18 protein-coding genes are annotated in these 23,621 nt (G+C 40.5%); all 18 read right to left on the bottom strand.

The annotated features are described in order from the left end of the window. Positions 1-39: 39 nt before the first annotated feature. A complete protein-coding gene (locus M2369_RS10730) occupies positions 40-4,359 on the bottom strand; it encodes a S8 family serine peptidase (protein ID WP_396126111.1) in 4,320 nt (1,439 codons plus the stop codon). Positions 4,360-4,656: 297 nt separating this feature from the next. Further along, positions 4,657-5,802: a cell division protein FtsZ gene (gene ftsZ / locus M2369_RS10725; protein WP_007499752.1), complete on the bottom strand. Its 1,146-nt coding sequence runs from the start codon at positions 5,800-5,802 to the stop codon at positions 4,657-4,659. A 33-nt stretch (positions 5,803-5,835) separates the two neighbouring features. Next, positions 5,836-7,158 carry a cell division protein FtsA gene (gene ftsA, locus M2369_RS10720; protein WP_007499754.1) on the bottom strand — a complete coding sequence of 441 codons (1,323 nt, stop codon included), beginning with the start codon at positions 7,156-7,158 and terminating at the stop codon, positions 5,836-5,838. 159 nt (positions 7,159-7,317) lie between these two features. Continuing rightward, positions 7,318-7,686, bottom strand: a complete 369-nt coding sequence (locus M2369_RS10715) for a small basic family protein (RefSeq protein ID WP_003210988.1) — start codon at positions 7,684-7,686, stop codon at positions 7,318-7,320. Further along, a complete protein-coding gene (locus tag M2369_RS10710; RefSeq protein ID WP_259254170.1) occupies positions 7,686-8,411 on the bottom strand; it encodes a DUF881 domain-containing protein in 726 nt (241 codons plus the stop codon). Before M2369_RS10710 ends, M2369_RS10715 begins: the two co-directional genes overlap by 1 nt. Before the next feature lie 20 nt (positions 8,412-8,431). Further along, on the bottom strand, positions 8,432-9,121 hold the full coding sequence (locus tag M2369_RS10705; protein WP_046527247.1) for a DUF881 domain-containing protein: 690 nt from the start codon (positions 9,119-9,121) through the stop codon (positions 8,432-8,434). Continuing rightward, positions 9,118-9,897 carry a cell division protein FtsQ/DivIB gene (locus M2369_RS10700; RefSeq protein ID WP_039166792.1) on the bottom strand — a complete coding sequence of 260 codons (780 nt, stop codon included), beginning with the start codon at positions 9,895-9,897 and terminating at the stop codon, positions 9,118-9,120. Before M2369_RS10700 ends, M2369_RS10705 begins: the two co-directional genes overlap by 4 nt. Positions 9,898-10,033: 136 nt before the next feature. Then, positions 10,034-10,945 carry a UDP-N-acetylmuramate dehydrogenase gene (murB, locus tag M2369_RS10695; protein ID WP_259254168.1) on the bottom strand — a complete coding sequence of 304 codons (912 nt, stop codon included), beginning with the start codon at positions 10,943-10,945 and terminating at the stop codon, positions 10,034-10,036. A gap of 30 nt (positions 10,946-10,975) precedes the next feature. After that, on the bottom strand, positions 10,976-12,070 hold the full coding sequence (gene murG / locus M2369_RS10690; protein ID WP_259254166.1) for an undecaprenyldiphospho-muramoylpentapeptide beta-N-acetylglucosaminyltransferase: 1,095 nt from the start codon (positions 12,068-12,070) through the stop codon (positions 10,976-10,978). Positions 12,071-12,268: 198 nt separating this feature from the next. Then, positions 12,269-13,369 (bottom strand): stage V sporulation protein E, encoded by a 1,101-nt coding sequence (spoVE, locus tag M2369_RS10685; protein ID WP_039166797.1) that lies wholly within the window; start codon positions 13,367-13,369, stop codon positions 12,269-12,271. A 59-nt stretch (positions 13,370-13,428) separates the two neighbouring features. Beyond that, positions 13,429-14,775: a UDP-N-acetylmuramoyl-L-alanine--D-glutamate ligase gene (gene murD, locus M2369_RS10680; RefSeq protein ID WP_370539203.1), complete on the bottom strand. Its 1,347-nt coding sequence runs from the start codon at positions 14,773-14,775 to the stop codon at positions 13,429-13,431. Between the two features lie 9 nt (positions 14,776-14,784). Then, positions 14,785-15,759 carry a phospho-N-acetylmuramoyl-pentapeptide-transferase gene (mraY, locus tag M2369_RS10675; protein ID WP_007499771.1) on the bottom strand — a complete coding sequence of 325 codons (975 nt, stop codon included), beginning with the start codon at positions 15,757-15,759 and terminating at the stop codon, positions 14,785-14,787. A gap of 136 nt (positions 15,760-15,895) precedes the next feature. After that, positions 15,896-17,371 (bottom strand): UDP-N-acetylmuramoyl-L-alanyl-D-glutamate--2,6-diaminopimelate ligase, encoded by a 1,476-nt coding sequence (locus M2369_RS10670; RefSeq protein ID WP_259254161.1) that lies wholly within the window; start codon positions 17,369-17,371, stop codon positions 15,896-15,898. 211 nt (positions 17,372-17,582) lie between these two features. Continuing rightward, the gene (locus M2369_RS10665; RefSeq protein WP_259254159.1) at positions 17,583-19,502 is read right to left on the bottom strand and encodes a stage V sporulation protein D; all 1,920 of its coding nucleotides are present in this window, start codon (positions 19,500-19,502) and stop codon (positions 17,583-17,585) included. 125 nt (positions 19,503-19,627) lie between these two features. Beyond that, positions 19,628-21,778, bottom strand: a complete 2,151-nt coding sequence (locus tag M2369_RS10660) for a penicillin-binding protein (protein ID WP_045034300.1) — start codon at positions 21,776-21,778, stop codon at positions 19,628-19,630. A 7-nt stretch (positions 21,779-21,785) separates the two neighbouring features. Further along, positions 21,786-22,133, bottom strand: a complete 348-nt coding sequence (gene ftsL, locus M2369_RS10655; protein ID WP_025207292.1) for a cell division protein FtsL — start codon at positions 22,131-22,133, stop codon at positions 21,786-21,788. A gap of 36 nt (positions 22,134-22,169) precedes the next feature. Further along, complete coding sequence (rsmH, locus tag M2369_RS10650; RefSeq protein ID WP_007499781.1) at positions 22,170-23,102, bottom strand: 16S rRNA (cytosine(1402)-N(4))-methyltransferase RsmH; 933 nt, start codon at positions 23,100-23,102, stop codon at positions 22,170-22,172. A 66-nt stretch (positions 23,103-23,168) separates the two neighbouring features. Beyond that, complete coding sequence (mraZ, locus tag M2369_RS10645) at positions 23,169-23,600, bottom strand: division/cell wall cluster transcriptional repressor MraZ (RefSeq protein ID WP_003211163.1); 432 nt, start codon at positions 23,598-23,600, stop codon at positions 23,169-23,171. Positions 23,601-23,621 lie beyond the last annotated feature (21 nt).

Genomic DNA, 23,621 nt, shown 5'->3' with positions numbered 1-23,621 from the left:
AAAAAAGACACGCTCCGAAGAGTCGTGTCTTTTTCGCTGTCATTCTTTCTCATTGATGGTGAGTGTTCCTTCTGCCTTCTGTCTTGTGACATTTCCATAATCATCTTTGACAATGACTTCAATCACTGCACCTTTTGCTTTTGCAATAGATGTCGCCGTCCAGTAGCCTTCATACGTTCCCGGTGCTACTTCACGAATCGGCAGTTCGGTTGTGTTTTGAAGTTTTGATCTAGCATTTGTCAGCGGCATATGAAGAACAAAGGTGGCATCTAGCTTTTCCCTGCTTTTAAATGAAATCTTAACCGATTCACCTGATGATAGATTCATATTATCTTTTGGCGTTAATTCAGAAATGACAGGTGCATCATATTGAACATCGATGTCGACCTTTTTAGTCGTTTTGTTTCCAGCTGCATCTTTTGCTGTCACTTTGATTGTATTTTTCCCGTTCTCAAGCAGCACCCTTGCAGAATATGCCCCATCCTTTACGGTCGCTTTTTTTCCATTGACTGTGACTTGATCTAGATAATCATCCGCTACTTTCCCTTCCACCGTGAGTGATTCTCTATTAGACTTGTCGCCTTTTTTCGGTGTATCAATGGTCAATGTCGGTGCTGTTTGATCGATGATCACCTTGACTGGCTTGGAATGTTTTGTTGAGCCTTTATCCGTTACAGTCGCCGCCGTGAAGACATGCTCTCCACTTGGAACAGATACATTTTCTTTGAAAGTACCCGACTCATCTGATTTGACGTTGGCCACCTCTTCATCATTCTGATAAATGGCCACATCGAGACCCGGAGAGGCTGTGCCTTCAATCGTCAATTCACCTTTATTTGTAATGGTTCCTTCCTTTGGAGAAGTGATTTCTGGTACATCTGCTTCATAGTTTACGAGCGCACGAATCATATAATTCCCCTCTTCTTTCGGAGAAGGAGAAAAAGCACCGCTCGTCAGCTGCCAGCTTCTTTCAGCATTAGGGCCATCTTCATCTGTGGCAAGTCCCGGAGATTCGGTATTCTTTTTCGTTTGAATATAAACAAGATAGAAATCTCCATCCACTGTAATGGCTTGATCTTCTAAATCTACTTTTGTCCATTCACCATTACGCAGCGCATTTGCTTTTAAAGGTCCTGCGATTTTCTCACCTGGTGCGCCACCCTTCCCAGAAGAATCATATACTTCAACAGCAAATTCATCGCCTCCAGGAGCTGGCCATTCTGATGTCCAAAACCGGAAAAGACCACCTGTGACTTGTGCTTGTTTCTTTCCTTTTTCTAATGAAAACTTTACAGCCCAGCCATTGCCAGGATCGTAGAAAGCCCGTGCATTTTCAGCCGTTCCATCATCGTAGCCAATCTCTCCCGGAAAACCGATAAAAGGCTCAAGTTTCACTGACTTTTCAAGTGGCTTTTCCGTCACATCCGCTGTAAACGTATAGCCTTTAAACCCCTTTGCAAAAATTTTGACTGTATAGACACCGCTTAATGCCTCTAGAGAAAATTCACCGGATTCATCTGTTTTCACCGGCTCAATTTTTGCGTCCTCCACAAGATAAACAGTTGCATTCTTCACCTTTTCACCAGTTGTTTCATTGACGACCGTGCCGGAGATCGTTCGTTTCTCTAGCGGCTGTAAGGAGAAATTCGCTTCTGCTGTTTCTTTTGATGCCACTTTGACTTTTTGGGACCGTGATTCAAAGCCGTAAGCTTCCGCTTTCACTGTCCATTCTCCTGCTCCTTGAGACAGCTGATATTTCCCTGTCGCTTCATCGGTGGAAGTTGATTTTCCGCTTTCTAGAACACTGATTTGCGCTTTCATTGGAAGAGCTTGAATAGATGGAGCATCATGACTGTTTTGCTTTTGAATGTGTACATGTTTATTTTTTACTTTAGCAGGCTTTGCCTTTTTTGGATCAACTGATTTCTTATTCTGGCTTGTGGATTTTTCTTTTTTGATCACACCTAGCTGGTTCTTAGCTTGTTGAGACAAAGCCTCATCTGTGATTTTCACATCATCTAAATAAAAGCCATCTTTTGTGACACTGCCATCTGTTCTTATCTGAAACAGGACTCTCACTTTTTGCCCTTTATAAGCAGATAAATCAACTTCGCCTGCTGTCCACGCATTTGTTTTCCCCGTATAAGCTGTCACTTGAACGGCGTCTTCACCCTCTGGCTGTACATAGACATGCACATAATCATAATTGGCTTCGAGATCATGCCAGTATTGATATTGCAGGTAGGAAGAACCTGAATCTGGTACAGCAATGAGCGGCATAGACAAATTGGCGTCCGTTTTATTTTCATAAGGACTGTCTAAATTGGTGGCATAGACATGTTCCCCGCTAAATGCTTGTTTTGGACCTGTGGACGGTTTTCCCCACTGCCACGGATCTTTTGTTCCACCACTGAACCATCCACTTGGCCATGCTTCAAAATCTTGTGAGTAGCCAGTGGTGATGGATGTTTTAATTGGAAGTGTATAAGAATCTGATGCCGCTTCATTTTCTCCAAAATCTTTCACAATCCATCGGTACGTCACGTTTTCCCCCTCAAGTTCAGGGAGCTGCACCGTATAGGTTCCTTTTAAATGATTTCCATCCGTGCGGTTGGCTTGCAATGTCTCCCATTCACCTTGATCTACTCGGTAAGTCAAAGAAACATTTGTCACTGCTATCCCATCTTCTGCAGTGATGGTCAATGGGGTTGGCGTTGCAGCAAAAATTTCATTCGGACCTTTATGTGAAAAAACAGGTGGTTCTGTATCTTCTCCCTCTTTTGTCACCTGGCCTTCAATCGTACCGATTCCATTGGTTAAAGCCGTAATCGCCTCTCTTGCATCAACTAACCCTGCCCCATAGCCGTTGTTAGGGGATTCAGGAAATTGCTGATCTGTCAGTGGTTTCGCTGTCTCAATGAGAATTTGCTGAATTTCATCAACAGAAAGGTCTGATTGCACTTGGCGAAGAAGAAGAACAACAGCTGAGACATGCGGACCTGCCATCGATGTACCATTCCATCCATCCTCATATCCTTTTCCCGGGATCGAAGAACGAATGTTTACTCCCGGAGCAGCAATATCTGGTTTCATTACGCCATATGGAGAAGGACCCTGAAGGGAGAAAGACCCTAACTTGTTGTCATGATCTGTTGCGCCTGTAGCAAAGGCTTCTTGATAGTTAGCGGGATTTGCAATCGAACCCGCGCCGCCTGGATTGAATAAATCGGTATTACCGGCTGAAAATTCTGGAAAGATGTCTGCTGCTCTCCAAGCATTCACTACATCTTTATACCAATCATCAAGACCTGGCCCACCGCCCCACGAATTATTCACAACATCAGGTGCCTTTTCTGGGTGAGGATTTCCGTTATGATCTTTCGGTGCTAAAATCCACTCACCGGCATCTAACAGATCAGCATCTGTACCGCCATCTTCTGAAAAAGCTTTCACTGCAATCCATTCTGCTCCCGGTGCGACCCCAATTTGATTCTTTCCATCTGGCTCAGAACCAACCATTGTGCCTGTCACATGGGTCCCGTGCTCCAAGTCATCATAAGGGACTTCAGAGCCTGTCGTGGCATCATACCAATTCAGTTCATGAGATGGTTCGTTCGGACGAGCAGGATCAAACCCGCGGTATTTTTCTTTTAGCGCAGGATGATCCCATTCGACACCAGTATCAATACTTGCCACAACGGTTCCAGTCCCGTCATAGCCTAAATCCCACGCTTCTGGTGCATGCACCTGAGCAATATTCCATTCGACTCCATCTACTGCTTTGATTTGTTTGTTTGGCTTAGCATGCTTCAAATCAACAGGACGATGAAGTTGACGTGTTTCATTCGGCAGCACTTGAGCTACTTCTGGAAAAGAAGCAACCTTTTCCATCACTTCTTTTGTTGCCGTCACAGCTAGACCATTCACAATATAGTAGGAATGAATATCTTTCACTTGCTTATTCTTTTTTTCCTTTTGTAAATACGCTAGGAGCGCTTGCTGCGTTTCATCAGATGTTGCTCTCAGCTCAGATACAACGGCTGATCTTTTTGTGTACTGCGTTTTAGCCGCAGTTAATTTTTGTTTTTTTGCTTTTGATACAGCTTCTTTTGCTACTTTTTGTACATTCGTTTGTTCCTTCATTTTGACTAAGAAGGTCACCTTATCTTCCTTTTGAAACTGCTTCTTTAATCTCGAAGAAATCTTGGCTTTTGTTGTCTTAGAGGAAACGGCTTCCTCCTGATATGAGGTAGAAGTCGATTTTGCTTGAACCATCCCAAAGCTTGTCATCGTTAAAGTACCAATCACCAAAAGACTCATGAAACGATAGACGGCGGTTTTGCGAAACTTCACTTTCAATAAAATCCCTCCTCCTCAAATGGTCAAACAGTGTATCCTGCCCCTCCCCTTCTTTTTGATCATGACAAGATTCATGGTGTTCTCATTAATGTAGTCAAATAAAGTTCAACATTTTGTCGTTTTTTGTAAAGGGAATTGAAAATGATTCTTTTGACTTAAAAGACTCAAGCTAAAACACATACGATAGATCCAAATAACACGCAGAAACAAGACTTTTATATCAATCAGACGCAGGATCTTCTCACCGTGCAGACATAAAAAAACCCCTTCCAAAGGAAGGGGATGAATCGTGCCTGCTTATCGTTTGTTGCGGTTACGTAAGAACGTTGGGATATCCAATGTATCATCACTTGACTGTGTATTTTGTCTTGGTTGTGATGATGTTTGCTGATGTTCCTCACGTTTCACTTCACGCTTTTGTGGAATGGATTGATTTTGCTTTAATCCTTGTCCTAATGGATTTCTTTGAGGTTTTGTCACTTCCGGCTCTTGCTCAATAAAACCGGTTGCGATGACTGTGACCACAATTTCATCCTTCAAGTTATCATTAATGACAGATCCAAAGATCATGTTGACATCTTCATCAGAGGCTGATGCAACAATATCCGCTGCTTCTTGTACCTCATAAAGACTAAGGTTCGTACCACCAGTAATATTCATGATAACACCTTGTGCTCCATCAATCGCTGTTTCAAGAAGTGGTGAAGAAATGGCTTTTTTCGCTGCTTCAGCAGCACGGTTTTCGCCTGTTGCGACACCAATTCCCATAAGAGCTGAACCTTTGTTAGACATGATCGTTTTCACGTCAGCAAAGTCAAGGTTAATTAAACCTGGTGTTGCAATGAGATCTGAGATCCCTTGAACACCTTGTCTTAACACGTTATCTGCTGCACGGAATGCTTCAAGCATTGGCGTGTTTTTATCGACAATTTCAAGCAGGCGATCGTTTGGAATCACGATTAACGTATCAACTGCTTCTTTCATAGAAGCAATCCCTTCAACTGCTTGAAGCTGACGCTTTCTTCCTTCAAATGTGAAAGGACGAGTCACAACTCCAACTGTCAAGGCTCCAGAATCTTTTGCGATTTTCGCAATGACAGGTGCAGCACCCGTACCAGTTCCACCGCCCATACCGGCTGTCACAAAGACCATGTCAGCGCCTTTTAGGACTTCTTCAATTTGTTCTTTGCTTTCTTCAGCAGCTTTTTTACCGACTTCAGGATTCGCACCTGCTCCAAGCCCTCTTGTCAGCTTAGCACCGATTTGCATTTTTGTTTCTGCTTTTGATAAGTTTAACGCCTGTGCATCTGTATTCACTGCAATAAAATCGACACCCTGTACGTCATTTTCAATCATTCGGTTGACAGCGTTATTTCCACCGCCACCTACACCGATTACTTTAATTGATGCTAGGCCGTCTATATTTGTTTCAAACTCCAACATGCTGAATCCTCCTAATCCGTCGAAAATCTAGTTCTATTCCCAGAACATATTAAATAGTTTTTTCATTTTGCCCGGTTTTTTATTTGTCTCTTGTTGCGCTTTTTGTTTCACTTTCGGTCTTGGCTGAGCTTCTTTTACTTGTGGTGTAGAAGAAACCGGCTCCATGGACGCGCCTACTTCATGAAATGCTTCATCCGGCATTTGGAATCCAACCTGTCTGCCCTGAATCTTTGCATTGCGATAAGCAAAATGGATCAGGCCCACTCCTGTCATATATTGAGGTTCCCTGACCCCAATATAATTAGGACTTGCGATTCTTACATTGTTTTGTAAGACCGTTTGTGCCAGAGAAAGGATACCTGGTATAGCTGCCTGTCCACCTGTTAGAACGAATCCGCCAGGCAAATCATGGACACCCATATTGCGTAATTCCTCTGCCACAAAAAGCAGAATCTCTTCTAATCGTGCTTCAATGATATTGGCTGCTTCAAGTTGTGTATACGTCTGTTTTTGGTCCGTACCGATGACGGAAACTTCAAATGTCTCCTCAGACGATGCCTCATCATAGAATGCATGCCCAAATTGCTTTTTGATTCGTTCAGCTTCTTCAGTGGAAGTTCTAAGTCCTATAGACAAATCTTTTGTAATGTTCTCTCCGCCCAATGGGATACTGTGAGTAGAATAGAGATGCCCGTTTTCAAATACGGATATCGTAGTAGAGCCGCCGCCAATATCGACAAGAGCTACCCCTAGATTTTTTTCATCTTTCGATAACGCCGCTGAACCCGATGCGAGTGGCTGCAAGCAAATATCCATAATTTCAATACCAGCCCGCTCTACACATCGGAGCCAGTTATGTAGAATCGTTTTAGAACCTGTGATTAACGATCCATCCACTTCTAGCCGTACACCTAGCATTTTTTTCGGATCTGTGATCTCATCTCTTCCGTCGACGATAAATTGTCTCGGAATTACGTCTACTACGAGATGTTCTTGCGGAATAGATACTACCTGTGCAGCATCCAAGACACGTCTCACATCTTCAGCATGTATTTCTTTATTTTCACTAGACACTGCGACCACGCCGCTCGTATTCTGAATATGAATGTGGTTTCCGTTAATTCCGACTATCGCCTTTTGTAAAGGAAAACCTACCATTCTCTCAGCCTGTTCAAATGCTTGTCTAATAGAATGAACTGTTTCATCTATATCAACAATCGATCCTTTTTTTAACCCCTCTGAAGGGACATTTCCAACACCTATAATGTTAAGCGAATCATCCGCCATTTCTCCGACGATGACTTTTATATTGGATGTACCGATGTCAAGGCTGACGTAAATTTCATTGTTGTTCATTCTATGGCACCTCCTCACATATCAATACTTTCTATTCTATTATTTGCTGAACAACAATACAATGAATGTGTTTTTACAAGTGTGTAACAAAACTTAAAAAATCAACATTTTTTATTAGGATTACTGAAAATATTCGTTACATCATATGTATATCCTTTTTTATGACTCACTTTTTTTCTTTTTTTCTCTAGAAATTGTCCATTTTGTTAGTAGAATTCTTCGAATAACGGCGATATTTTGAAACAATCTAACACCGAATGCAAACATTCCGACTAAATACAAGTCTACACCAAGATGGACGCCCAGAAAAGCTAAACTTATTGCGAGTATAATATTAAAGAAGAAACCTGATACAAACACTAGTTCATCGTATGCCCCTTGCAGATGTGCTCTGATTCCACCAATCAATGTATCAAGCGCAGCAAGTACAGCGAGGGAAAGATAGTTAGAATACTCATTCGGTATCGTAAAATTCGTTAAGAAACCGATCGCAACTCCTATGATTAAACCAAGTACAGGAAGCCACATTAAGATTTTCCCTCCTTTACATCGTCAAGAGGCTTCAATTCATTTAATTGAATTGTACCGACAAATGCTTTTAAATGAATTTTTTTCTTCGGCGGTCTAATACTCAAACTGAAATTTTCCTGAGCAAACAAATCACCAATATCTGATACATTTAAACGGCTGTATAATTTATCGGCCTGCTCACTGACCATCTTAATCGTGACTGTATCACCATCTATGCTGTAACCATCCATTTTCGTCGTACCATTAATATCTCGAATAACACTGGTGTTAATCACCCGGTGTTCATTAATGGAAATATGTTTTGCCCCAAACATATTGGCTTCGTTGATTAATTTTTTCAGAAGATCAGGTGGTATATTTTTGACTTCTTCTCCGGTAAGTTCCTTAGAAAAAAGCTGAGTAATTTCTATTTCAACTCCTTCACCCGTTACCTCTGTAAAACCAGCCTTTTCTTTCAAATCCTTCAACGTTTTTGTTAATTGTGCTTCTTTTGATTGATCTTCTTGGTTGCCATACTTTTTTAGCATTTCATCATATTTGTCAATTTCTTTCAATAAATCCAGTTCTTTACTTTTAGATGCAGATAAATCCTCTCTTAATTCCCAAACGTCTCGAGTATCGCGAACTTTAGGCTTTTGTAGAGAGTTAAACTGGATGGAGACCATGATGCCAAATATGACCATCAGGACTGTCAAACTAAGTAATGGCTTCTTTTTCCTCAACACCACTCACCTTTTCACATTTAATCTTTGTTTCTTAGAAGAGGATTCATACGAATATCCTTCTTTTCAATCGTCATGGAAATATGATCACTTGTCAGCTGATCAACCACCCCGCCTGCAATGTTTAATGCAGGAATTAAAACAGCTGGATCTCCAATAGCAGAAATGACAAATGGTGCTGGATGTTGAACACCATCAACCGTGACGACTGGACCGTTACAATGTATGTATGATTGGTGTGTGATTCTTTGTCCGTTTATAGCTACAGCAGATGCCCCTGATATAAATAGTTCGTTTATCACATGGAAAATGTGGCTCTCATGCACAATGTAATTATTGACATTTTGTCCACTCGGGATATAAGATGCATCTTCAAGAGATACTTTTACCCCTTTCCCTTTTACACCTATTTCTCCTGTAAACATTCTGTATTTCTCAACATCTTCCAAAACATTAAAATACTGCTCTTTTTCATTTTTCAAACCAAACTCTGTTGCTTGGACCTTTGATTGAAGACGATAAAGTTCTTTTTCAAGTTTTTGATTCGCCTTTTCTTGCTTTGTTAGCTGACTTTTCAAAGAATATTCTTTTTTCCATTGTTCTGTTCGATTGACATCTGCTCGATGCTGCTTCGTATATTGGTATGAAAAAGAAATCAGAAATCCAAGAACAAGCATTACAATTGAGAATATGACGGTTTTGCCTCTCAACGTTCATCTTCCTTTTTCTTAGATTTAAAAGCTTCAAAATACGTAGCTACTTCCATATGAATCGTACCTTTCTCAGAGGACGAAAGCTCTTTGACAATGGCAGGGTACGTCGTCATTTTATCTGCGAATGTTTTAATTGATGCAATAACGGTGTTTCCATCATTCATATAAAATTTAACGAGCCACTGATTGGAGCTAGTCGGTACGTAATATACTTCTGAGATTAGTTCCTGAATAGAAGCCGGCAGTTGATTTAGAGCTTTCACTGTTTGCTTCAATTTCTCTTTATTGTCCCAATCGACAAAAATAGGTCCTGCGTGACTTGGTGTTACTTCATCTGGCAAAGCCGTCCCGTTTTCAAGAAGCTCATAATAAAAATGTCCCTTTTGCAGATACGCAATATTTGCATACTCTTTGACAGCAATACTGACCTTATTAGGGAAATGTTTTTTGATACTGACACTTTTAATCAATTTATTTTGCTTTATATGGTCTGCTGTTATATCTTTATTTAAATTCCAAAACTCTGTCTCGCCTTCTTTAATTTGCGAAAGTTTAACGAGCTGTTTTGTTGGTACATGTTCATTACCGGTAATGGTTAAAGAAGAAATTTTACTGATTGGTGTTTGCAAATAGACAATAATTAAAACCATGATAAAAAACAGCAGAATAAAAGAGATTAATCTCCGATTCGCTTTCTGCTTCCTTTGTTCTTTAATTTTAGGGATTCGCTCTTCTATATTGACGATCTTTTCATTTTCATGATCAGGCCGCATATATACTCTTCACCTCATTCAAAGCTGCTTGTCCGCACCTTTGGATCATTCTTTATCTCATATTGATTAGAAAACAAACGGCATGAAAAAATGCCGTTTGTTTTCCTGTGATACCATCATTCATAAGTAGTAGCCTTTAATTTGCTTCACCAATAATTTCTACTTCTGTATGCATCTCTACATTGTAGTCATCTTTGATTTTCTTTTGAATGTACTGAATTAAGTCGAGTACATCTTGAGCCTTCGCCCCACCAGTGTTGACAATAAAGTTTCCGTGCATATCAGAAATTCTAGCGCCGCCAATCTGATATCCTTTTAAATTCGCCTTTTCTACAAGCTGTCCTGCATATTCAGGTAATGGATTTCGGAAAATACTGCCGGCGCATGGTTTATTATACGGTTGTGTTTCCTTGCGATAATCTTTATTTTGCTGCATTTTCTTTGTGATTTTCTCACGTTCGTCCTGTTTAAGCTTGAACACTGCTTCGAGAACAATTCCAGGGCGTTCCTTTTGAAGCACAGAAGTTCGATAGCTAAAATTCATTTGCTCATTAGTTAACCACTCGATCGTTCCATCTTCAAATAAGACTCTCGCTTTCACAAGAATCTTGCTAATGTCAGATCCATGTGCCCCTGCGTTCATATAAACAGCACCACCAATAGATCCTGGAATACCAGCTGCGAATTCCAATCCTGACAGCCCCTGCTTACTAAGAGACGTCGCGAGTCTTACAACTGAATAGCCTCCACCAACTGTAATCTCTTCATCATTGACAGTTAAGTGATCAAGCCCAGCGCCCAGCTTTAAAACGACCCCGCGAATTCCTTTATCAAGGACAAGTAAATTGGATCCTCTCCCAATGACCGTCCATTGAGTATCATGTTTTTTCACCTGATCCATAATTGTTTTGACAGCATCGACATCTTTAGGGATGACTAATAGATCGGCCGGTCCGCCTATTTTCATTGTCGTATGATTTGCAAGCGGTTCATTTTCAAGTACTTTACCAACTTGCGCTTCTAATAATTCATTCTTCAAGTTCTCCATATTACCCTCCGCCTTACCTCATATCATTCATCATGAAGTCGTAATTTCTTTTAACACATTATATAAACGTGTGGCCGCATCTGGTACTCCGAGTTCTTTTGTTAAACGGCTCATTTGATGTAGTTTCTCGTCATTACCAGCAATTTCATCAATTGCATGAAGCAAGCGATCTCCAGAAAGCTCTGATTCTCTTAAAACGATCGCAGCATCATGTTTTTCAAGTGATCTTGCGTTAATTTCTTGATGATTTGCGGTCACGTATGGACTTGGAATGAAGATGGTCGGAATTCCAAGTGCCGTCACTTCAGCAATCGTTGTGGCTCCCGCTCTTGCAACAATGACATCAATTGATTTTAAATACTCCGGCATTTGATGCAAGAAAGGCTTTGTGATCATATTCGGTGCTTCACCTTTTTCTTTTAATTCGTTCAGCACTTTTTCATAATGAACCTCACCTGTAATATATAAAAGCTGATAGTTCTTTGCCTTTAATTCATCTTGCATGTCAATCACTGCTTGATTGATTGGAGCTGCACCTCTGCTCCCGCCAAAAATGAGAACCGTTTTTTTCTTCTCATCCAGCCCGAACTCTTTAAGAGATTTTCCCTCTTTAATAGAGACGACTTCAGAGGCTCTTGGGTTTCCCGTAAAAACAACCTTTTCTGAAGGAAAGTGTTCCTTTGCTTCTTCAAAACAGATGGCTACTTTATTCACATACCGTGCCAGAAACTTATTTGTGATGCCTGGCAGGCTATTTTGTTCGTGAATGATCGTCGAGATTTTTAGCTTAGACGCAGCATAAACAACAGGACCACACACATAACCACCTGTTCCAATAACAGCATCCGGCTTAAATTCTTTTAAATAAGATTTACTTTTTTGGACGCCCTTTAGAAACCTCATCACTGTTTTTACATTATCAAAGGAAAGCTTTCTTTTAAAACCTGAAATTTCAATTGATTTAAAAGGGATATTTTCTCTTTCTACAATTTTCTTTTCAAGCCCATTCTCAGTGCCAATATATAAAAATTCCACATCAGGATGCAGTCTTTTCACTTCTTTAATAAAAGCTAGAGCAGGATAAATATGCCCGCCTGTTCCGCCTCCACTAATAACTATACGCATTATACCATTTCCCCTCAATTTTTTTCTGCTCTGAACAAAGTATAAACCCTGTTTTAAACAACAGGGCTCCGTCAAAACCTGTAAAGAAGAGTCAATCATCATGTTTTCGAAACAGAAACTGCCATTTTCACTCTTCAAATCATTTTTTCATACTTTTGCAAAATAAAAGTCTATATGGTTTCATGAACTATCAGCACATTAATATCTAGCATACCTGCTTACATTCAAAAGTACGCCAATTGCCATCAGCATTAATGTCAGTGATGAACCGCCATAACTTATGAATGGGAGTGTGATGCCCGTCACAGGGATGAGACCAGTGACAACTGCGATATTAATCATTACTTGAATGGCAACCATTGAGATGATGCCCACTGCTAAGAAACTTCCATATAAATCTGGTGCACCGAGGGCTATTCTAATGCCTCTCCACAATAGAACACTAAAGAGCAGCAAAATGAGTGATCCACCTATAAATCCAAGTTCTTCAGACAATATAGCAAAGATAAAGTCTGTTTGAGGCTCAGGCAAATAGAAGAATTTTTGTCTACTCTGACCTAGCCCCATTCCAAACAGACCGCCTGGACCGACAGCGTATAAGGATTGAATAATTTGAAACCCGCTGCCAAGTGGATCCTCCCAAGGATTTAAATAAGATGTAATTCGTTTTATTCGATAGGGTGCTGATAAGACAAGTGCGGCAAATCCGCTAAGCCCTAAAAGACCGAGAAAGATAAAGTGAGCGATTCTCGCACCTGAAACAAATATCATAATAATACAGGTTCCAACCATAACCGTTCCTGTACCTAGGTCCGGCTGTAGCATAATGATGGCAAATGCAGAAAACACAATGCCTAGTGCTGGGGCGAAACCTTTACGAAAGGATGTGATATTCTTTTGTTTTTCAGATAAGAATTTTGCAAGAAACGCAATCATCGCAAGCTTCATAAATTCAGAGGGCTGAATACTAAACGCACCGACACCAATCCAGCTTCTTGAACCATTTCTCTCCATACCGATACCAGGAATCAAGACAAGCACGAGAAGGAGAAAACACACTGCAATCAGTATCTTTGACCAAGTCCGCCACGTCCAATAATCGACCCGCATAATGAAAAACATTGCGATAACTCCGATTCCGGCAAACAAAAGCTGTCTTTTTGCAAAATAAAACGAATCATCAAATTTATACGATGCCCACACAGCACTTGCGCTGTACACCATAATTAAACCAATCGTCAATAAAAGTAACGTAATGACAACAAGCAAAAAATCCGGAGAAGTTTTCTTATTCGTCAAGAGACCGACACCCCAAGCATAATTTCATTTGGGCTGTCAGTCATATGAGAGACAAGCCCTTATTTAAGCATATGCACGGCGTTTACAAACATGTCTCCACGTTCTTCAAATGTTTTATGCTGATCCCAACTTGCACAAGCTGGAGACAATAAAATCACGTCTTCTTCTTCAGATATGCTAAACGCCGCAGGTACTGCTTGTTCAACATTATCGACATGTTTTACGTGATGTATTCCCAGCTCTTCACCAAGCTTCACAAACTTAGGCGCAGTCTCACCAAATGTAATCATTCCTTTTACATTCTTCATAAAAGGTTTTAATTCATCAAATTCATTGCCACGATCCAGTCCACCTGCTAGTAAAATGGTCGGCTGCTTGAAGGCAGACAAAGCTTTACTTGTTGCCAGTATATTGGTCGCTTTACTGTCATTATAAAATTTTCTATTTTGAATCGTCTCCACAAATTGCAAACGATGCTTCACTCCACTAAATGTAGTAAGAACTTGCGCAATCGCTTCGTTTGAGCAGCCTGCATTTTTCACAACACAAATAGCTGCTAGAATATTTTCTTGGTTATGCTCACCAGGAAGAACAACATCCTTGAGGTCAATGACATGTTCATTCATATAGTAGATGGCACCATCTTTAATAAACGCTCCATGTGCTACCGGCTCTTTAACAGAGAAAAACACTTTTTGCGCTTTCGAATCTTCTGCTAGTTTGACAACAGATGGATCATCTAGGTTAACCACAGCTATGTCATCTTCTTGTTGATGTGCATACACTTTCTGTTTTGCTTTTTCGTATTCTTCACGCGTGTGATGATAGTCTAAATGTGCGTCAAAAATATTTAATATTAAGCTGATTTTAGGTCTGAATTCAACGGTTCCCATTAACTGAAATGAAGAGAGCTCAGTTACGATCCATTCATCGCCCGCTGCACGCGCGGCAACTTCACTTGCGACCGTTCCGATATTACCTGCTACCAATGTTTTTTGGCTGTCTTTTTTCAACATTTCATAAATCAAAGTGGTCGTGGTCGTTTTTCCATTTGATCCGGTAATCCCAATAAAAGGAGATGAGGTCAAATGATACGCCAATTCTATTTCAGTCCAAACTGGAATTTTTCGGCGAAGCGCCTCTTGAACCATCACATTCTCATAAGGAATTCCAGGGTTCTTAATTAAAATCGTAATTTCTTTATCGTCGAACATACGAAGAGGATGACTGCCACAAATGACATCAATCCCCTTTTCAGAAAGTAACTGAGCAGGCTCGTTTTCTTCAAAAGCTTTTTGGTCATTGACCGTCACGTTTATTCCGTGTTCGTGAAGAATTGAGGCTGCCGCATATCCGCTTTTTGCAAGGCCTAGTACTAGTACATGTTCGTCTTTTAACATTTGCATCCTATTCAATTATAACCACACCTCGATGTAAATTCCTAAAACAGCAAGCAATAAACCAGCTGTCCAGAAGGTGACAACTACTCTCCACTCAGACCAGCCAACTAACTCATAGTGGTGGTGAAGCGGGCTCATCTTAAAGATTCTTTTTCCAGTTGTTTTGAAGGAGATGACTTGAAGGATAACGGATAACGTTTCAACAACAAATACTCCTCCAATAATGACGAGTAAAATCTCAAGTTTCGTTAAAATGGCAATGGCCACTATGGCACCGCCTAAAGCAAGCGATCCCGTATCACCCATAAATACTTTTGCAGGATGCGCATTAAAGACAAGGAACCCAAGGACAGCGCCTGCTACTGCTACCGAAAAGATCGCCACATCATACTGAGATTGATTCCAAGCCAATATAGCAAAAGCTCCGAATGCAATAGCAGCTGTTCCAGATAATAAACCATCAAGTCCATCCGTAAGGTTTACCGCATTAGAACCACCGACAAGCATGAAAACGACGAGGATAAAGTATGCCCATCCTAAGTCAAAGCTGACATCTGTTCCTGGAATGCGAATAGTCGTTGCAAACTCATAATAATGGAAGACTGCATAGAAAATCACAGCAATCACAATTTGCCCGATCAGTTTTTGTTTCGATGTTAAGCCAAGATTTCGCTTCATCGCTACTTTAATATAATCATCTAAAAATCCTAATAATCCGTAGCCAAGGGTGACAAATAACAATAAAAACATTTCTGGACTAATCTCAGAGAATTTGTTAATCATTACGATCGTTGTAATTGTAATAGAAAAGATAATCATAATTCCGCCCATTGTTGGGGTACCAGATTTCTTTTGGTGAGACTGAGGTCCTTCTTCTCTAATACTTTGACCAAATTTAAGTCTTCTTAAAAACGGAATAAAAATCGGGGATAAAAGAACACTGATTAAAAATCCCATTATGATTGTAAACAATATCACCTGTTCAAGCATTGTTCTTTACTCCTTCCGAATTTCCAAAGCCGTTTTCCATTAGAAAATAGCATTCATTATTATGATATTCATTCGTGTCTTTCGTATGTTGTTTTTGTACAAAATGCTTCATTTCATTACACTCTTTTCATCATTTTTAAGATTTGTTTAGATCTAAAATAGCGTCCGCTGCCACCTTGGCATCATCAAAGTCATAGACTTGATCACCAATGATTTGGTACGTCTCATGGCCTTTTCCAGCTATTAAGACTGTATCGCCCTTTTTTGCATTAGCAATGGCAAAAAAGATGGCCTGTTTCCGGTTCACAAAGCTGTGATAATAGGCGTTTGGCACGCCATTTTCCATGTCTTTCAAAATGGCTGATGGATCTTCACTTCTTGGATTATCTGATGTGAAAACAGGCTCATCTGCATATTTCACAGCGATTTGGGCCATCTGAGGGCGCTTGGTTTTATCACGGTCGCCCCCGCAGCCAACTACACAGAAAATTCTACCTTCTGTTAATTCTCTACACGTAGTCAGTACATTTTCTAAACTGTCAGGTGTGTGCGCATAATCAACGATGACTGGGAAGTCTTGATCAAAATTCACAAGTTCGAATCTTCCTTTGACTCCCTCAAGTTCTTCAATGGCACTAACGATCGTTTCAAACGTTAAGCCTGATACAATTCCTACTGATACAGCTGCTAGAATGTTATACACATTGAATTTCCCAATAAGGGCAACCGTCACATTTTTTGTGCCGATTGGGGTGATCAAATCAAATTGTGTTCCCTTTGGTTTGATTTGAATGTTCTTTGCCATTACATCTGATTCTTGCTCTAAGCCATACGTCATAATTTCAGCTGCTGTGACTTTTTCAAAATAATTAGACGCTTCATCATCTGCATTTAAAATGGCATGCTTCGGCTTATCGTGCTGAAAGGCACTTCCGAGCTGGGAAAAGAGCAAGCTTTTCGCATGTTTATATTCTTCCATTGTGTTGTGGTAGTCCAGATGATCTTGGGTAAGATTTGTAAAGACGGCAATATCATAATCACATCCATGAACACGCCCAAGATGCAAAGCATGTGATGATACTTCCATAATGGCCGTATCTACGTCTTGATCAAGCATCTGCTTAAAGGTCTTCTGAAGCGTGACACTCTCAGGTGTTGTGTTTTTCACTTCGAGAATTTCATCGTTTACCTTCATATACATCGTACCGATTAAACCTGTTTTTTTATCGGCTTTTCTCATGATTTGCTCAATCATGTGTGTTGTAGACGTTTTCCCGTTCGTTCCTGTAATACCAATTAGATTGAGTTTATGAGTTGGCTGTTCGTAAAAAGCATCTGCCATTCTTGCAAGTGCTCTTTGAGAGTGTTTTACAATAATGACTGGTACATCTGTTAGGTGAAGTGGGTGTTCTGCTACAATCGCTGCAGCCCCGCTTTTCACAGCTTTTTCAGCGTAATCATGTCCATCTACTGTATAGCCTTTTATACAGACAAAAAGACTCCCTTTTTTCACTTCTCTTGAATCCATTTCAATGGAAGTAATCTCCGGATTTTCGTTTATCAGTTCACTGTTTTCACTTTTAAAGTATGTAAGGAGTTCTTGTAATTTCATTTCATATCAAACCTCTCAAATTCGTTCACGTGCATGTCTTGTGAAAAAAACACACAGTCTATATTTTATCGTAAAAAAAAGGATACATCCAGCGTATTCCTTAAGTTTCTCTTGGAAAAAGCACACTTTATGCTCTTTTTTTTAAGCGACCCTTCTCTTTCAACAAAAAGAGGCAGCCGAATGAGTGCGGCTACCCTCTGTTCATTCTTTATTATTCATCATTTAAGTATAATCGGATCGTGGAACCTTCTTTAACCTTTGTGCCGGCAGCAGGCGATTGCTTCACCACTTTACTGCCAGTTCCTGAAGCATCAATCTTTAAATTAATCAGGAGTGATTCAAGGTCAGAAACAGATCCTCCTACAAGATTCGGTACCTCAATGGTTTTTGTGTCCAGCCATTGGTACTTCTTTTCAATTTGTCCTTTTCTTTTTTTCACGCCCATTTCAGGCAGACTGTCTCGCATAATATGGCCCACAATAGGTGCGGCTACTGTCCCACCAAATTGAATCGTGCCTTTTGGGTTATCTACTGCTACATATACAACAATGCTTGGATCATCCGCAGGTGCAAACCCGATAAATGACACAATGTGGTTATTTTCCATGTACTTTCCGTCTTTTACTTTCTGTGCTGTTCCTGTTTTTCCGCCCACCCGATATCCTTCAACGAATGCATTCCGGCCAGTTCCTTGAGCGACTACACTTTCAAGGGCATACCTGATTTCTTTAGACGTCTCCGCTGAAATGACTTTCTTCTTGGCAATTGGTGATTGCTTTTTAACTACCTCTTTTGTAATTGGATCGATCCATTCTTTTGCAATATACGGCGTGTAAAGCGTTCCTCCATTTACTGCGGCTGCCACTGCAGCTACTTGTTGAATCGGCGTAACAGATACACCTTGACCAAAGGCTGTTGTTGCCTGTTCTACAGGACCAACACGATCAAGCGGGAACAAAATTCCTCTACCTTCTCCTTGAAGGTCGATGCCTGTCTTTTGACCAAAGCCGAAATTTTTAATATAAGAAAATAGTTTATCTTTTCCAAGACGGTCGCCTAGCTCGACGAATCCTGGGTTACAAGAGTTTTGTACCACTTCTAGAAACGACTGTGATCCATGTCCTCCCTTTTTCCAGCATCTGAGCCTTGCGCCATCCACTGTCACAGATCCGCTGTCAAAGAATTGATCACGTTTTAAATTTACTTTATTTTCTTCCAGGGCAGCTGCCAGTGTAATGATTTTAAACGTCGATCCTGGCTCATATGTGCTCCACACCGGTAAGTTTCGGTTAAATACTTTTGAATCAACTGATTGATAGTCAGCCGGATCAAAGTCAGGTCTGCTCGACATTCCCAGCACCTCACCATTTTTCGGATTCATGGCAATGGCAATCATGCCATCTGGGTTATATTTTGCCTGAGCATTGTCTAGTTCTCGTTCGATGATGGTTTGCACTTTTGAATCAACTGTTAATTTCATATCAAGCCCATCTTTAGGCGGTGTATAATCATCTGCTTCATCTGGCATTTTCTTCCCTTTTGCATCAGAATAAAATTTCACAGAGCCTTTTTCACCTTTTAAGTCATCATCATAGTACGCTTCTAGTCCAAGTAAGCCTTGATTATCAATTCCAGCAAAACCCAATACATGAGATAAGAAACTTCCAAACGGGTAATGTCTGATGCTGTCTTCTGCTACATAGACTCCATCTAAATCAAGTTCTCTGACTTCTTTTGCTTTTTCATGAGATACTTTTCTCCCCTCTGGGGAAATTCGTTCTATAGACGTTTTCTTGGTGACATGCTTGTACGCTTTCTCCTCAGACATATTCAGTACTGCAGCTAATTTTTTGCTTGTTTCTGCTGGGTCTTTCACCTGCCGCGGCACGACTAAAATAGAGGGAGCACTTTTGTTCGTCGCAAGCTCCACCCCATTTCGGTCCAAAATATCTCCTCGTTCTGGTTCAAATGGGAGGTTACGGCTCCATGAATCTTTCGCTAAACTTGTCAGCTTCTCGCCCATAATAAACTGCACATATCCTAATCTAGTATCTATGATGAAAAAAATGATCACCCCAAACAGCAGCACGAAAAGCAATCGTTTTCTCACTGTTACACTTGACACTCGCACGCCCGGTTCACTCCTTACATATGGCTTGTTTTCATCATATGCAGGCTCGTCTTTTTATAGAACGATCTCGTCCATCGCTCAAGCAAAAGAAAAAAACCTAGCAAATGATTTGCTAGGTTTTCAAGTTAATTTGGACTTTTGAAGGTCACTGTGACGACTTTATCTGAAATCTCCGCTCCACTTTTCACGCTTTGTTTGACAGCATATCCCTGTCCATTTGTTTCAATATGCACACCTGAAATAGACGCATATTGAAGAACTTCCCTTCTGGACCAGCCTGTCATATCAGGCATTTTAATGGTTTTCCCTGCTGTTTTCAAAAAGACTTTCTGGCTTTCAGAGAATTCAGAGCCCGCACTTGGCCATTGGCGTTTAATGGATAGACCGTCACCAATGACAACAGGTGATAACTTTTTGTTTTTTGCTTCTGTTTCTGCCTGTTTCACTTCTAAATCTAGGAATGACGGCATTGTTTCTTGTTTTATTTTCTGTTTGCCAGATTTTTTATCGTCTGTTTTTGTTGGTGCGATATTTAAATAGAGCAAACTATTTTTCATCACAGGGTTAAAGATTTCTGAAACAGGGGCAGAGCCCGTTTGTGTTTCAGATAGCTGAGGCTGTTGGACAGCCACATAAACGAGCAGCTTCGGATCATCTTTTGGTGCCATTCCCATAAATGAAAAGACGTAATCGTTTCTCCCTTGAAGGTAGCCGCCAGCACCGCCAATTTGTCCTGTACCCGTTTTCCCAGCGACATCAAAACCTTTGATTTGGTATGGCTGTCCAGTGCCAATTTTTGAGGAAACGACCTCACCTAAAATGTCACGGACTTGCTTCGCTGTATCAGAAGAAATTGGTTTTCCTGCTACTGTTGGTTCGTGCTGTAAAATTGTTTTGTTCGTGTTCGGGTCTGTAATATGATCGATTACATATGGCTTCATCATCGTTCCACCGTTTGCAATGGCTGTCGCCGCTTCAATTTGCTGAATTGGGGTAATCGCTGACGCCTGACCATAAGCAGTCGATGCTTTGTCATATTCGTATCTGAAATTGATTTTACTAGACGCTTCGTTCGGCAAGTCTATGCCTGTTTTGTCATAGAAATGGAATTTTTGCAAGTATTGTTCATAGCGTGTGAAACCTAATTTTTCTTTTGCCAATTTCGCAAAAGCTACGTTTGAAGAACGTAGAACACCTTCATGAAAATCAATTTTTCCCCAGCCATTTCCGTTGTTATGGTCTCTTACAAGACCGCCGCCTACTTTATAAGTACCAGACTGATACTTGTCACTGCCTTGGTACACTCCTTCTTGGATAGCAGCAGCAAGTGTAAAAATTTTCATCGTTGAACCTGGTTCAAATGCGTAAGAAATGACATCGTTGTTATAATTCGTAATGTCGAGTTCATTTAAATTAAAGCTTGGCCGCTGTCCCATTGCAAGAACTCTTCCAGTTTTCGGATCAACGACTGTCGCAATGATTTTCTTCGGCTTATATTTTTTAGCGACCTGCGTCATACTTTCTTCAAGAAATGCTTGAATTTTTTGGTCGATGGTCAGTGTGACGTTTTTCCCGTCTTTTGGGGCAACGATGTCTTCTTTACTATTCGGAAGTGCCCATCCGCTTCTGTCGCTGTTATACGTTACATAGCCATCTTTTTCTTTTAAATATTTATTCAGAGCCTTTTCTAGACCCATTGCGCCTGACATGTCCTTGGTGGCTTCATCTAATCTAGCATAACCGATTAAGTTCGAAGCAAACATGCCGTTTGGATAATACCTCTTTGTATCTTTTTCAAAGGCGATCCCAGGAAGTTTTAGCTTTTCAATTTTTTCCTTAGTTGAAAAACTAATATCCTTTCCGGCTTTACCAAACTCGACTTGGAACGCATCCTTTGTATTCAGACGCTTTAAAATTTCACTCTCACTCATATCAATGACTTTTGACAGCTCTTTTGCTGTCTTTTCTTTGTCAACGACATGCATCGGATGCTTTGGATCGACCGTCATTTTCTTGCTCATGATCGCAATCAGTTTATACACAGATGTATCTTCTGCAATCACATTTCCGTTTCTGTCTAAAATGGACCCTCTTTTGGCTTCAAGTGTTTTTTTCGATTGATATTGTTCATTGGCTTTTGCAGCTAACACTTGTCCATCGACGGTTCCCGTAATCTGAATATAAATAAAACGTGCAAGGATGATAAAGAAAAACAGGGCGAAGCAAATACTCGCAATTGCCGCGCCTCTGTTCATCATTTTATTCTTTTTAGGCATCGCCATGTTAATCGACCTTCTTAACATCTTTCGACATGCTTAAGCCTGCTTTTTTAGCGGCTTCAATGATTCTCTCTGGTTCACTTAGTAAATCTTTTTGCTTTTGCAGTTCAGTGATCTTTTTCGATTCTAAAGACACTTGCTGTTCTAGCTTCTGCACTTCGATATTTGCGTGATAAACAGCAAAGGCTTTAGAAATAATGAGGATCGAGCTGCACATGAGAGCCATGACAAACATGACAAGTAAGATTTTTTCACCAAGTGTAATAGAACCTCTTCTTCTAATCACAACCGATTGACCTTGTTGCTCGGTTTGATGTTGCTTTACTTCTCTTTGGTAAGCCAAATTACTCATAAGAAACCTCCTTTTTATCATCATCTATGGTGTCGTTTACTTTTTTTCTGCAATTCGGAGCTTCGCTGAACGGGCACGGTTGTTATATTCCAGCTCTTGTTCTGATGCAACGATTGGTTTTCTCGTGATCAGCTTCAGTTTTGGTTCAAGTCCTTCTGGAATTACTGGCAGTCCGTGCGGAAGTTCTGGAAGAGAAGACATTTCTTTAAATGTACTTTTACAAATCCGATCTTCAAGTGAATGGAATGTAATGACAGAAATTCTCCCCTTCGGATTGAGTAACTCTATTGCTTGTTCTAGTGCTTCTTCAAATACTTTCAATTCATCATTTACGGCAATTCGGATCGCTTGAAATACTCTTTTCGCTGGATGTCCGCCTTTTCGTCTTGCAGGTGCGGGAATTCCTTCTTTAATAATGTCGACAAGCTCTCCTGTTGTTTCAATTGGCGCTTTTTTTCTGGCTTCTTCAATTTTGCGTGCGATTTGCTTGCTGAACTTTTCTTCCCCATATTTGTAGAAAATCCGAACTAGATCTTCAAATGGCCATTCATTCACCACTTGTTTTGCCGACAAAGCAGCGGTTTGATCCATTCGCATGTCAAGAGGTGCATCATGGTGATAACTAAAGCCTCTCTCTGGTGTGTCAAGCTGAGGTGATGAAACCCCAAGGTCAAAAATCACACCGTCTACGCTTGTAATTCCTTGTTCATTCAGACGTTCTTTTAAATATCGGAAGTTGCTTTTTATGAAAAGAATGTTCGCTTTAACATGTGCGAGCTTCTCTCGTGCATGATCCAGTGCAGCATCGTCTTGGTCAAACCCAATTAATGTACCTTTTTCTGATAATTGAGATAGTAAATATGAGCTATGACCTGCGCCGCCTAGCGTGCAGTCCACATATGTACCGTCTTCTTTGACGTTTAAACCGTCAACTGTTTCTTTTAATAATACTGTCTCATGTTGAAACATGATGATATGGTCCCACCTTTTTCAAATAGAAATGAATGTGTAGAAAGCTTGCTGCACAAGGGATTATTATATATCAAATCCAATCATGTTTTCAGCAATTTCAGCAAAAGAATCTTCTTGCTCTTCTGTATATTGTTCCCAGATCGACTTACTCCACAACTCAATTCGATTTGAAACGCCGATGACCACACATTCTTTTTCGAGTTTTGCATATTGGAGTAGGTTGGATGCGATGTTAATGCGCCCCTGCTTGTCCAGATCACATTCAACTGCGCCGGAGAAGAAGAACCGGGTAAACGCACGTGCATCTTTTTTCGTTAGCGGCAGTGCTTTGAGTTTCTCTTCAATTAGTTTCCACTCACTCATAGGGTAGCCAAATAAACATTGATCAAGCCCTCTCGTCAGCACAAACTGTTCTCCGAGACCGTCTCTAAATTTAGCAGGGATGATCATGCGCCCTTTTGTATCAATCGTATGTTGGTATTCACCCATGAACATGATCATCAGAGCCCCACTTTC

The organism is Bacillus sp. JUb11 (genome assembly GCF_024807925.1).
Lineage (GTDB): Bacteria > Bacillota > Bacilli > Bacillales > Bacillaceae > Bacillus > Bacillus altitudinis.
The sequence above is the reverse complement of the archived record's forward strand: the minus strand, read 5'-3'. Positions and strand labels throughout refer to the sequence as shown.